At 54.7% G+C, this 12,790-nt stretch carries 12 protein-coding genes and 1 rRNA gene; all 13 read left to right on the top strand.

Going from position 1 to position 12,790, the window contains the following annotated elements:
• Nucleotides 1–13: 13 nt before the first annotated feature.
• Entirely contained in the window at nt 14–169 is a 156-nt protein-coding gene (locus tag B3F49_RS04190) for a hypothetical protein (protein ID WP_349681279.1), read from the top strand.
• A gap of 2 nt (nt 170–171) precedes the next feature.
• On the top strand, nt 172–843 hold the full coding sequence (locus tag B3F49_RS04185) for a redox-sensing transcriptional repressor Rex (RefSeq protein WP_293909186.1): 672 nt from the start codon (nt 172–174) through the stop codon (nt 841–843).
• 201 nt (nt 844–1,044) lie between these two features.
• Entirely contained in the window at nt 1,045–1,305 is a 261-nt protein-coding gene (locus tag B3F49_RS04180; protein ID WP_293894332.1) for a (2Fe-2S) ferredoxin domain-containing protein, read from the top strand.
• Nucleotides 1,302–3,113: a [Fe-Fe] hydrogenase large subunit C-terminal domain-containing protein gene (locus tag B3F49_RS04175; RefSeq protein WP_293909183.1), complete on the top strand. Its 1,812-nt coding sequence runs from the start codon at nt 1,302–1,304 to the stop codon at nt 3,111–3,113. The genes B3F49_RS04180 and B3F49_RS04175 overlap by 4 nt, the downstream gene beginning before the upstream one ends.
• The gene (locus tag B3F49_RS04170; protein ID WP_293894329.1) at nt 3,110–4,303 is read left to right on the top strand and encodes a SpoIIE family protein phosphatase; all 1,194 of its coding nucleotides are present in this window, start codon (nt 3,110–3,112) and stop codon (nt 4,301–4,303) included. Before B3F49_RS04175 ends, B3F49_RS04170 begins: the two co-directional genes overlap by 4 nt.
• A gap of 13 nt (nt 4,304–4,316) precedes the next feature.
• Entirely contained in the window at nt 4,317–4,583 is a 267-nt protein-coding gene (locus B3F49_RS04165; RefSeq protein WP_293909180.1) for an NAD(P)H-dependent oxidoreductase subunit E, read from the top strand.
• Nucleotides 4,576–6,039 carry a monomeric [FeFe] hydrogenase gene (locus tag B3F49_RS04160; protein ID WP_293894325.1) on the top strand — a complete coding sequence of 488 codons (1,464 nt, stop codon included), beginning with the start codon at nt 4,576–4,578 and terminating at the stop codon, nt 6,037–6,039. The genes B3F49_RS04165 and B3F49_RS04160 overlap by 8 nt, the downstream gene beginning before the upstream one ends.
• A gap of 15 nt (nt 6,040–6,054) precedes the next feature.
• The gene (locus B3F49_RS04155) at nt 6,055–6,534 is read left to right on the top strand and encodes a GAF domain-containing protein (protein ID WP_293909178.1); all 480 of its coding nucleotides are present in this window, start codon (nt 6,055–6,057) and stop codon (nt 6,532–6,534) included.
• Between the two features lie 350 nt (nt 6,535–6,884).
• Nucleotides 6,885–8,630 carry a threonine--tRNA ligase gene (gene thrS / locus B3F49_RS04150; RefSeq protein WP_293909175.1) on the top strand — a complete coding sequence of 582 codons (1,746 nt, stop codon included), beginning with the start codon at nt 6,885–6,887 and terminating at the stop codon, nt 8,628–8,630.
• 48 nt (nt 8,631–8,678) lie between these two features.
• A complete protein-coding gene (locus B3F49_RS04145) occupies nt 8,679–10,163 on the top strand; it encodes a carboxypeptidase M32 (RefSeq protein WP_293909172.1) in 1,485 nt (494 codons plus the stop codon).
• A gap of 12 nt (nt 10,164–10,175) precedes the next feature.
• Complete coding sequence (gene pgsA, locus B3F49_RS04140; RefSeq protein WP_293909169.1) at nt 10,176–10,772, top strand: CDP-diacylglycerol--glycerol-3-phosphate 3-phosphatidyltransferase; 597 nt, start codon at nt 10,176–10,178, stop codon at nt 10,770–10,772.
• Entirely contained in the window at nt 10,769–11,566 is a 798-nt protein-coding gene (locus B3F49_RS04135) for a haloacid dehalogenase (RefSeq protein ID WP_293894315.1), read from the top strand. Before pgsA ends, B3F49_RS04135 begins: the two co-directional genes overlap by 4 nt.
• 308 nt (nt 11,567–11,874) lie before the next feature.
• Nucleotides 11,875–12,790: ribosomal RNA gene (locus B3F49_RS04130) — 16S ribosomal RNA — on the top strand; the annotation flags it as partial.

The following is a 12,790-nucleotide window of genomic DNA, read 5'->3' as shown; positions in this document are numbered from 1 at the left end:
GGCGCTGTACTCGATGGTTCTTGAAATGGGCAGGAAGGCTTGGCATATAGAGGAAGCAGCAGAAATCACAAATGAAATGCGCCAGTGTGCTATACTGGGCATTACAGCGGGGGCATCCACACCGTCCTCTCTCGTAGAGAGTATCGTCGATGCACTGCAACAGGAGTAATGATGGCAACAGACAACCGTGGAATTCCTATCCCCACCATCAAGCGTTTTCCTTCCTATCTCCGCCTTCTCAAGGGCTATCGCGACGAGGGGATGGAAATGGTATCGGCTACCATGCTCGCCGATGAGCTCGGCCTGAAACCGATTCAAGTCCGCAAGGATATTTCCTGCACCGGAATTGAAGGCAAACCCAAGGTGGGCTTTACCGTAGTCAAACTCATCGATGCAATCGTGCACACCCTTGGTTGGGACAATGCGACCGATGCAGTGCTCATCGGTGCAGGGCATCTCGGATCGGCGCTTGCCCGCTACGAGGGTTTTGAGAGCTATGGACTGAAGATTGTGGCTGCCTTTGACATCGACCAGCAGAAGTGGGGTGCGAAACTGGGCGATGTTCCTGTGTATCCGCTTTCTCATCTGCAGCAGTACCTCGAGGAAAACCATGTGAACATCGGGGTCATCGCCGTCCCTGCAGTGCAAGCCCAAGAAGTTGCTGAAAAACTGGTGGCATGCGGAATTCTTGCCATTTGGAACTTTGCTCCGAAGGATTTGAAGCTTCCGCCTCGGGTGGTGGTGCAGCGCACCGACCTGGCAACCAGCTTTGCCGTGCTTTCTGCCAAGGTCAAGCGGAAAATGGCCAAGGAAGACCTGCTCGAAGAGGATGACGAGTGGTAAATTAACTGATTGCAATACGGGGTATCGTTACGGTACCCCTTTTAAATATTCCTAAAAGAATATTAAAATGAATTAAACGGGATTAATGTACCATATAAATACTGGAAACTCAGAATAAAGTTCCATTTTCTCAAGAATTATTGACTTGCAGGGGTGTTCGCAGTACGATTGAGCCCAACAACAGGTAGTGAGGTCGTAGTGATGGATAAATTGGTTGTAGAACTTTGTCTGGGAAGCTCCTGCTTTGCTCGAGGAAATTCTCAAACCCTGCAGGCCTTGGAAGCATATCTCAAGGAAGAGGGCTTGTCCGATCAGGTTGAATTGGCCGGTCACCTGTGCCTCGGCAACTGTTCAAAAGGTCCGAACCTGAGGATCGACAATGAAACCTACAGCGGCCTCGATACTGCAAGCGTCCTTGAACTGGTCAAAAGAGAGCTGTACAACAGGGGATGGAAGGCATGATCCACCCCATCTATACCGAGTTGACCGAGTGCCGGGATTGTTATAAATGTGTGCGCGGCTGCCCGGTCAAGGCGATTCAGGTCAAGGATGGCTCGGCGGTGGTGGTGAAGGACCGCTGCATCTACTGCGGCCATTGCGTCGATATCTGCCCCTCCCATGCTAAAAAAATCCGCAATGATCTTGCCCGCGTCAGACAGTTTCTGACCAGCGGGAGAAAAATCTACTGCAGCCTTGCTCCATCGGCCGCCAGTGAATTCCCCGAGGGTGTGGATGCCTTGGTATTGGCTTTGCATCGTCTGGGATTCAGTGCGGTAAGTGAGACGGCAATCGGTGCGGCGTTGGTCAATGAGTCGATTGAAGTGCATGCACAAAGCAATGGAGGCACATGCTCTTGGATATCCACTGCGTGTCCCACCGTGGTGCAGACAGTGGTGAAGTATTATCCTTCCTTGATTCCTTCCTTGGCCAAGGTGCCTTCGCCGCTTCAGTGCCATAGCGCATACCTGAGAAAGCTCTATGGGCAGGAGATCGGTGTTGTCTTCATCGGCCCTTGCATTGCAAAGAAGGTGGAATCTGATGAGACGCCCGGATACCCTGATTTCGCCCTGACTTTCGAGGAACTGCGCACTTGGCTGAAATTGGAGAACCTCGATTTGGCTCTGCTTGCAGAGCAGGTGGCTGCCGATCCCTGCCTGGTTCCCCCGTTTGTTCCCTGCAGGGCAGGTTCCTCCACCCTCTATCCTGTCGAAGGCGGCATGATCGCTTCCCTTGCATGGGGGAGCGACCCGTTTCAAACGAAGGCGGTCGCCATCAGCGGTTCAAACCAGGTGGTCGGGACGCTTGCAGGAATGGAAAAGGGACAGGTCAACCCCGACTTTCTGGAACTGCTCTTTTGCGAGGGCGGCTGCATCAATGGGCCCGGTTGTGAAAAGGGGCGCTCCTCTGCGGCAAAGAAAGGCATCTCTTCGCGGTATACCCGTAGTCGCATTACCGATGAAGGGCCGCTGTTCGCTGGTGACCGGGACTTTGTTGCCACCTTGCTCGAGAAAGGATATGCCTTGATTGAAAAGTCCGGGGACAACAGTCAAGACCTGCCGGTTTCGAGCTTTGTTTCACTACACGATGAAGCAGAAATTGAGAAGGCTTTGAAGGTTCTCGGCAAGCGGGACAAGGCCGAGGAGTTGAACTGCGGGGGTTGCGGCTACAACAGCTGCCGCGAAATGGCCATTGCGTATCTTGATGGAATGGCTGAACCCGAGATGTGCGTGACCAAAATGCGCAAGGAGGCCCAGAGCAAGATCGATGTGCTTCTCAGGACCATTCCAATCGGGGTGGTCATCGTCGATGACCAGCTGAAAATCGTCGACTGCAACAATAGCTTTCTCAAGCTTTTCGGTGACCTGGATTTCTCCATCGATGGTGACTTGCTGGGTTTGGTAGGCGGTTTGCCGCTTGAACGGTTTGTCCCGTTCCATGAGAAATTCCAGAACCAGTTTTCCAATCCCCGGGCCCAGCAGTACCGCCTGCACTATCAGGACAAGTTTCTGAAAGTCACCCTCTTCTCGGTGGAGAAACAACATCTGGTGGGAGCGTTGTTCGAAGATGTCACCACCCCCACTGTCAGGAGGGAGACGGTGATCAAGAAAGCCGAGGATGTCATCCAGAAGAGCTTGGAGACAGTGCAGCAGATCGCCAGCCTGCTTGGGGAGAATGCCGCCGAGACCGAGATCATGCTCAACAGCCTCATAGACGCATTCAAGGTTCCCCCAAGCAGCCAGAGCGATGGTTTCACCAAGGTGGAGTCATGAACGATCTCTTCATCGATGTCGACTATGCCCAAATCTACAAGGATGGGCAAAAGATCGGGGGAGATGTGTTCCTGCTCTCCCGGAACCCTGAGAACAACCAGATTGTATGTACCCTCAGCGATGGCCTGGGAAGCGGGGTCAAGGCAAACGTATTGGCCAGCCTGACGGCTCGCATGGCACACAAGTTGAGTTTCAGCCCGATGGATCTGACTCATTCGGCGCGCATCATCATGAATACGCTTCCGGTTTGCAAGGAACGAAAGATCAGTTATGCCACTTTTACCATCGCGGATTTGAGGGTGCTCCCAAGCGACCAGGTCGCCATGAACCTGGTGGAGTACGACAATCCCGGCGCCTTGGTGTTCCAAGGAAGCAGAAGCTTGCAATGGGATGTCGAGCATATCGACCTGCAGCGTGACGGCGCATTCAAGAAAGAGGTGTTGGGGCACTCCATGCTCACGTTGCCCATCGGCAGCCGCCTTGTGATTTTCAGTGACGGGGTCACCCAGGCGGGGATGGGAAAATCCCTTCCCTTGGGGTGGCGTCTTGATGGGGTCAGGGAGTTCACCCGCACCCAGATCGAGGCCAATCCCGACATCTCCAGCCATGATCTCGCCCAGGCCATTGTCTGTCGGGCACACAGCCTGGATCGTCTCAGTGCGAAGGATGACATCACCTGCATGGTGGTGTATGTCCGCAGGCCCAGGCGTACCCTGGTGGTGACCGGACCCCCGTTCATCAAGGAGCATGATGGGCAGCTGGTCCAAAAGATCAAGGATTTTGAAGGGAGAAAGATTGTCAGCGGTGGGACAACTGCACAAATTGTATCACGTCTCATGCAAAAGCCTTTGAAGGTGGATATGAGCTGCTGGTCGGCCCAAGTTCCCCCGTGCTCGATGATGGAAGGCATTGACCTGGTGACCGAGGGGATGCTTACCCTCAGCAAGGTGGCCACCGCCCTGGAGCAAAAGAAACCGGTCCGCTCAATGACCAACGATGCAGTGAAGAAGTTCATCCAGGTCATGCAGGAGAGCGATCAGGTGCACTTCATTGTGGGAACGAAAATCAATGAGGCCCACCAGGATCCAAGCATACCGGTGGAGATAGGGATTCGGAGAAACCTGATCGGCAGGCTTCGAAGGGCATTGGAAGACGTCTATTTGAAAGAGACCTCACAGGAATATATTTGAACAGGAGAGCAATATGGGTAAGAAAGAGAAAGTGCATGTACAGATTTGTGTTGGGACCGCCTGTTTTGTGCAGGGGGGTGCCGACCTGCTCCTTTATAATGAATTTCTGGACCCTGCGGTACTCGGCGGTTGCGAGATCGAGGGAGTCAGCTGCATCGGCGGCTGCAAGGAGACACAGTCCAAGGACCGTCCCCCCTATGTTCGCATCGGTGAGAAGGTCTATGGCAATGTAAACCAGGAGATGCTGTGCAAACTCCTTACGGAGGCAACCCGTGCTTGAACTCAACAACCAATATACGCTGATGAAGCGTCAGGTCCATGCAGAAGTGCTCAAGGAGTTCTTTGCGGGAACGCTGAAGGAGAATGTCGACAAGCTTCCCATCAGGATCATTCCCAAGCAGAGGGTTCCCAACAGATGCTGCATCTACAAGGAGCGGGCGATGGTCCGCTACCGGATCATGGCACTTTTGGGCATCAATATCGAATCTGATGACGATGAGCTGAAGAGCCTCGCCGAGTATGTAGAGGAGGTGATGGAGACAGACAAGAGCGCCGCACCGATTCTGACGACCATCAGTACCGCCTGTTCTTCCTGCCCTCCTGACCGCTACCTGATCAGCGACGCCTGCAGAGGCTGTTTTGCCAGGCCTTGTCTGGCAAACTGCCCCAAGGATTGCATCACCTTTTCCGGCGGGCAGGCCCATATTGATGAGAGCCGCTGCATCCGCTGCGGCAAGTGCAAGGAAGTATGCCCCTTCCATGCAGTTGTCCATATCCCGGTTCCCTGCGAGGAAGCCTGTCCGGTCAATGCGGTGAAGAAAAACGAAGAGGGATATGTGGAGATTGATTACAAGAAGTGCATCAGTTGTGGACGCTGTGCGATGAGCTGCCCGTTCGGGGCCATAGTCGAGCGTTCATCCCTCATGCCGGTAGTCAAGATGCTCGGCAAAGAAGAGCATGTAACCGCCCTGATCGCCCCGGCCATAGAAGGTCAGTTTCCCGGTACGCTTTCCCAGATAAAGGCAGCCTTGCTTGCTGCCGGGTTCTCCTCTGTGCTGGAGGTCAGCGAGGGGGCTGAGACGACAAGCCTGCATGAAGCCGAGGAGCTGGCCGAGCGTAAAGCGAGGGGTGAAGGATATATGACCACCAGCTGCTGTCCTGCCTACATGGAGCTTGTCGACAAGCATCTGCCGTTCCTCGGCGAACGCCGCTCCTCGGCTCTCTCTCCCATGGGGTATGCGGCGCTGAAGGCAAAAGAGCTCAATCCTGCCACCAAGAACGTCTTCATAGGTCCTTGCCTTGCAAAGAAGGTGGAGGCACTCAGGTTGAAGACGGTCGATGCTGTCATCACCTTCAGCGAGCTTGCCTCCCTGTTCATCGCCAAAGGCATCGACGTACGGGAATTGGAGGGCTCCGATCTTGGTGATACCTCCTCATTCGAGGACTGCCGGCAGTTTGCACTCTCCGGTGGGGTTGCCTCCTGCGTGCTGAGCCGCTTTGCCCCGAGCCATGAAGTGCAGGTGCTCCCGGTCAACGGGGTAGACAAGAAGATGTTCAGAACGATGAAAATCTGGGAGAAACGACCTGCCGAGGCCGACTTGGTCGAGGTGATGTGCTGCGAGGGTGGTTGCATCAACGGCCCGGGTGTGGTAGTAAAACCCTCAGTGGCGATGAAGCTGCGTGGAGGGAACAAGGCCGCCGCGCCGGTGAAAGCCATGCGGTCGGTAATCCAGTGACGAGGAGCGTGGTATATGATATTGCACAAGGATGGCGGGATTCTTGATCAGCTTGCTGCTTTGATCGGTGATTGGGATGGAACTCTGCAAAGGCGCTACTGCCATCTCTCCAATGCCTCGGCTTTGCTCTCTGAATGTTTGGAAGACATCAATTGGGTGGGGTTCTACCTTGTCGATGATTCAGGTCAGAAATTGGTGCTTGGCCCATTCCAAGGGAAGGTCGCATGCACCGACATTCCTTTTTCCAGAGGAGTGTGCGGACTGTGCGCCCGAACCGCCAAGAGTGTTCGAGTCGACGATGTGCATGCATTTGCCGACCATATTGCCTGCGACAGTGCGAGCAGAAGCGAACTGGTTGTGCCTCTGCTCGATGCCAAGGGCAGGGTGGTGGGAGTGCTCGATGTCGACAGCCCCAAGCTTGGCCGATTCACCTCGATGGACCAAGAGTTCCTAGAGGGCGCTGCCGCCGTTATTTCCCGCCTGTTGTACTCTTGACAATTTTTTGCAATGTAAGCATTCTATCTGACAAGGCGATGAGAAAGACGAGTAGTCGACAACGGGGCCACAGGGAGAATTCCCTTGATTGAGAGGAATTTGGCAGGCGCTCGATGAAAACCCCTTTTGAGCCGCATACCGAACGGGAAACCTGGTAGATTATGCCGCACACCTGGCGATACAGGTAAATTGAGCGTCCTTTTCGGTGGCGAAGCATCGAAAAGGGAAGCAAGGTGGAACCGCGGAACATGAGAGCCCTCATGTCTTCGTCCTTGCCGGATGCGGATGATGCCGTACCGGAGAGGGAAGGCATGAAGGCTTTTTTGTTGGTATATACAAGGAGATATGGTATGGCAAAGGAAGATGCAGGAGAGAAACTCTCCAAAATTAGACACTCAATGGCGCATGTCATGGCAGAGGCGGTGCTGCAAATGTTTCCCACAGCACAGATAACGATCGGCCCTGCGATCGACAACGGCTTTTATTATGATTTCGACCTGCCCAGACAGTTGGTCAATGAGGACCTCGAGGAGATTACCACACGGATGAAGGCGATCATCGCCGAGGGCAAGCCGTTTGTCCGTAGGGTGGTGAGCCGCGCCGAGGCCCGGAAGCAGTTCGCCGACCAGACCTATAAACTTGAACTGCTGGAGGCCATTCCCGAGGATGAGGAGGTGTCGTTGTACAGCCAGGGTGGCTTCACCGACCTGTGCCGCGGTCCTCATGTGGAGTCGACCAAGGAGTTGAAGGCTGATGCCTTCAAGCTGATGAGCATCGCCGGTGCCTATTGGCGCGGCAAGGAGACCAACCCGATGCTGACCCGCATCTACGGTACTGCATGGGAGAATGCGAAGGACCTTCGATTGTACCTGCAGCACCTTGAGGATGTTGAGAAGCGCGACCATCGAAAGCTCGGCAAGGAGCTCGACCTGTTCAGCCTGCATGAAGAAGCCGGCCCGGGTCTGGTGTATTGGCATCCGATGGGAGCGCGCATCCGTCAGGCGATCGAGAACTTCTGGCGCAGCGAGCATTATGCCAACGGCTATGAGATGGTCTACACCCCCCATCTCGGCCGATCATGGCTTTGGGAGACCAGCGGTCACCTGGGTTTCTACAAGGAAGGCATGTATCCTCCGATGGAGATGGACAAGAGCGACTACTATGTGAAGCCGATGAACTGTCCGTTCCATATCATGATTTACAAGAACAGCAAGCGTTCCTATCGGGACCTGCCGTTCCGCTGGGCTGAGCTGGGTACCGTATATCGGTATGAGAAGGCCGGAGCCATGCATGGTCTGATGAGGGTGCGTGGATTCACTCAGGATGACGCCCACCTCTTTGTCACCCCCGACCAGATGAATGATGAGATTCTGGAGGTTTTGCGGTTCTCATTGCATATGCTCCATGCATTCGGATTCACCGAGATCAATGCATACCTTTCCACCAAGCCGGAGAAATCGGTAGGTGACCCGGCTCGTTGGGCTGATGCAACCGAGGCACTGCGCAAGGCTATTGTGGCTGAAGGGTTGTCGTATGAGATCGATGAGGGCGGTGGAGCCTTCTACGGACCGAAAATCGACCTCAAGATCAAGGATGCCATCGGTCGTGAATGGCAGCTCTCCACGGTTCAGTTTGACTTCAACGAGCCTGAGCGCTTCGATATGACCTTCGTGGACAAAGACGGCGTGGAGAAACGCCCGTACATGATCCATCGGGCCCTTCTTGGTTCCATCGAGCGGTTCTTCGGTGTTCTGATCGAGCACTATGCAGGAGCGTTCCCGCCGTGGTTGTCGCCTGAGCAGATCAAGGTGATTCCGGTTGGTGAGACCTTCTTCGATTACGCAAAGGAGCTGGAGGGAAGGCTGCGCAAGGAAGGCTTCCGGGTTAGTGCCGACCTTGGTGACGACCGCATGAACGCCAAGATCCGCAACGCCCAGCAGCAGAAGATTCCCTATATGGTGATCATCGGCGAACGGGAGGCTCAGAACGACCAGGTATCGGTACGGCTGAGAACCGGCAAGCAGGAGAACGGGCTTTCCACCCAGGCGTTCATCGATATGGTGAAGCAGAAGGTAGAGAGCAAGCAGCAGCTGTAAATGCCAAGAGAGCCGGAGCGATCCGGCTCTCTATCGGTGGAGGGATGTATGAATCAACAACAAGCCTTTGCACGCCTTGAGGAGCTTGACCGTCATCTGGTGATGCTTGAGCATATCGGCGCAGCCTTGCAATGGGACCAGGAGATGGTTCTCCGTGATAAGGCGGTACAGGAGCGCTCCATCCAGCTCGGCTGGCTTGCCGAGCAGTCCCATGCTGTTGCAAGCGGGGATGAGATGGGGCGGTTGCTCGATGTCTTGGATGAAAGAACGTGTGAATCGGATTTCGAGCGGGCCTTGATCAGGGTGCGTAGAAGAGAGTACGAAAGAAAGCGCCGAATGCCCAAGGATTTGGTGAGGGCCATCACCGAACAGGCAGCAAAAGCCCATCAGAGCTGGGTTTCGGCCCGTAAAGCCGACGACTTCGCCCTTTTTTCAAAAGACCTGTCGGTCATGGTGGATTTGGTGAAGGAGAAGGCCTCCTGCCTGTCTGACGGCCAAGCCACCTTGTATGATGCTCTGCTCTCTGAGTTCGAGGAAGGCATGAACACCCAGGAGGTGACTTCCCTCTTTGATTCGATCAAGGGCCCGCTGTCGGATATGGTGCAGACCTATGCTGACAAGGATGTGGATGACTCTTTTTTACACCAAGCGTATGCAATCGAGGGCCAGCAGGCGTTTGCCAACCAGGTGCTGACCGATATGGGATTCGATTTCACCCGCGGCAGCTCTGCCGTCTCGGTGCATCCGTTCACAACGACCATTGCAAGCGACGACATCCGCATCACCACCCGCTATACCGATCCCAGTGTCATGGATAGTTTTTCCTCCTCGATTCACGAAGGCGGGCATGCACTCTATGAGATGGGAGCTTCAAATACAATCTTGAGAGGTACGAGCCTGGCCGGTGGGGCTTCCCACGGGATGCACGAATCGCAGAGTCGGCTTTGGGAGAACATGGTCTCAAAAAGTCCTGAGTTCTGGGAGCGCTACTATCCACAGTTTCAAAAAATCTTCCCCTCCCAGACTGCCGTTGTAGGTCTCGACCGATTTGTCAGGGCAGTCAACAAGGTTGGGCGGACCTGCATCCGCGTCAATGCCGATGAGATGAGCTACAGCCTGCACATCTTTCTTCGGTTCGGTCTTGAGCAGGCCCTGCTTGCCGGAAGCCTTTGTGTAGCGGACCTTCCCCAGGCATGGAATGAGGAGTTTTCCCGCCTCTTCGGGTTCAAGCCGGCAACTGACAGGGAGGGTGTCTTGCAGGATGTGCATTGGAGCAGCGGTGACTTCGGGTACTTTCCCACCTACGCTCTGGGTAATCTCTATGGAGCCCAAATTTGGGCTCATATGCAGAGCCAGCTCGGCCTGCAACCCGGCGATGTGGAAGGTATCAGCTCGTATCTGAGAAAGGCCGTTTATGAGAAGGGTGCCTTGAAAACAGGACGGGAGACAGCCCTGGCGGTAACCGGAAAAGCTCTTGACGCAACGGTGTTCACAAGCTACCTTGAAAACAAGTTCAGCCGGCTGTTCGGCTAATCAGAGGTATTCATGAATATTCCGAATAAGCTTACGGTATCCCGGCTGATCATGGCTCCCATGTTCTTCATCGCTTTCCATTTGGGCGTTTGGTTCGGAGAGGACTTACAAAGCCTTTCTTCCATCCTGACTCTTCTTTTATGGGCGCTCACAGAGTTGACGGACTTGCTGGACGGCCAGATTGCCAGACGCAGGAATTTGGTTACCGATTTGGGCAAGGTGATGGATCCGTTTGCCGATACCTTCTCCCGACTGACATACTTTGTGTGCCTGTCGGGGGCCGGTGTCATGCCTCTTTGGACCTTCATCCTTATTATGTGGAGAGAGTTCTCCATCCTGTTCGTGCGCATGTTGATGATGGGAAAGGGCAAGCCGGTGGCGGCAAACCTGTGGGGGAAGAGCAAGGCTGTACTGTATGCCATCAGCGGGGCGTTGGGCATTCTCTATATCGCCTTGGACAACTGGCTCTCCGATGCTCCTTTCATGGAAGGGGCCCGCATCGGCCTGTATGTGGTTTTCGTATTGGCGGCCTTATCTTCAGTCATGTCCTTCTTGACGTACATCAAGGCAATCATCCGTGATGGCAGCCTTTCGACAATGACCCGATGACTATGCTGGGTGTGCAGAATCTCAGCAAGGACGAGGCCTCACAGGTCTCGTTTTTGCTCACTGATGTTGATGATACGATTACAACCGAAGGAAAGCTCAGGCCGGTTGCTCTTGCGGCCTTGTATGCCCTGCAGGAAGCAGGCATTCGAACCATTTGTGTGACCGGGGGGTCTGCTGGATGGGGCGACACCTATCTCAGACAGTGGCCGGTTGAGGCCGTGCTCAGCGAAAGCGGAGCAGTGTGCCTGTATCGCAAAGATGGTGCCATCCGCAAGTATGTACACCCCTCCATCGTACAAGAGGGGTATGAACAGCGAAAAAGCGCCTTGATTCAGAAGGTGCTCTCCCAGGTCCCCGGTTCCAAGCTTTCCAGCGACCAGTTTGCCAGAATCTATGATGTTGCGTTCGACCACGGCAGCGAGCCGCCGTATTTGGATGCCCGGCAGATTGCAAAGGTGGTCGAGGTGTGCAGAAGCATGGGAGCTGGGACTGCGGTAAGCTCGATTCATGTGAATGCTTGGTTTGGTTCCTTTGACAAGTATCAGGGGACAAAAGCCTTTTTTGCCGATGTCCTTGGTCTTGATGAAGCAACGATGATTCAGAAAAGCTGCTATTGCGGGGATGCCCCCAACGACCAGGTGATGTTTTCTCATTTTCCCTTGAGTTTTGGTGTCGGCAACATAAAAAAGCACGTCCAATCGATGCAAGTGCTTCCTCGCTATGCCTCTGAGAGCGAGGGTGGTGCAGGATTTTCTGAGATTGTGTACGAGCTTCTGAAAAAACGGGCGAATTAAATGCAGAAATAGTTGCAAGGGATGCTTGACACTAGAAGGCGTCTTTTGTTATGTTATCGGAGCACGCTGAGCGACGCCAAGTCGACGGCGGTTGTTTTTTGACAGACATATGAGAGAAGAGAAGAGAAGATACAAGACACGAGATGATTGCCAATTGGCTGTTGATCGAGTGTGTGGAAGCTGTAAGGGCTTTCTGTCAATTACCTAAGAAATGATGAACAGTAGTATGAAAGCTACGTTCGTTTGCGAGGAATGACAGGGTGAACTATTGAAGAAGTAGAGCCCGCGCCTTCGGGTGCGGGATTCCTATGACGGAGAGTTTGATCCTGGCTCAGAACGAACGCTGGCGGCGCGTTTTAAGCATGCAAGTCGAGCGGCAAGGGTCTTCGGGCCCCTAGAGCGGCGGACGGGTGAGTAACACGTGGACAATCTGCCCCCCGGCCGGGGATAGCCCAGGGAAACCTGGATTAATACCGGATGAGACGGGACCCGCGGAGGCGGGATCCGGGAAAGGCGCTGCGGCGCCGCCGGGGGATGAGTCTGCGTCCCATTAGCTTGACGGCGGGGTAACGGCCCACCGTGGCGACGATGGGTAGCCGGCCTGAGAGGGTGTACGGCCACATTGGAACTGAGACACGGTCCAGACTCCTACGGGAGGCAGCAGCTAAGAATCTTCCGCAATGGGCGAAAGCCTGACGGAGCGACGCCGCGTGAACGAAGAAGGCCGTGAGGTTGTAAAGTTCTTTTCGGGAGGGGGAACGACCGTGGCAGGGAATGGCCGCGGGATGACGTGAATCCCGGAATAAGCCCCGGCTAACTACGTGCCAGCAGCCGCGGTAACACGTAGGGGGCGAGCGTTGTTCGGAATCATTGGGCGTAAAGGGCGTGCAGGCGGTCCTGCAAGTCCGGCGTGAAAGACCCCGGCCCAACCGGGGGGGCGCGCTGGAAACTGCAGGGCTTGAGTACAGGAGGGGATGCCGGAATTCCAGGTGTAGGGGTGAAATCTGTAGATATCTGGAGGAACACCAATGGCGAAGGCAGGCATCTGGCCATGTACTGACGCTGAGACGCGAAGGTGCGGGGAGCAAACAGGTTTAGATACCCTGGTAGTCCGCACAGTAAACGATGTGCACCAGGTGGCGGGGGGTCGACCCCCGGTACCGTAGCCAACGCATTAAGTGCACCGCCTGGGGAGTATGCTCGCAAGGGTGAAACTCAAAGGAA

Origin of the sequence: Sphaerochaeta sp. UBA5836, assembly GCF_002432845.1 — a bacterium.
Classification (GTDB): domain Bacteria; phylum Spirochaetota; class Spirochaetia; order Sphaerochaetales; family Sphaerochaetaceae; genus Sphaerochaeta.
Note: the sequence above shows the minus strand (reverse complement) of the source record. Positions and strands in the feature narration are given on the sequence as shown.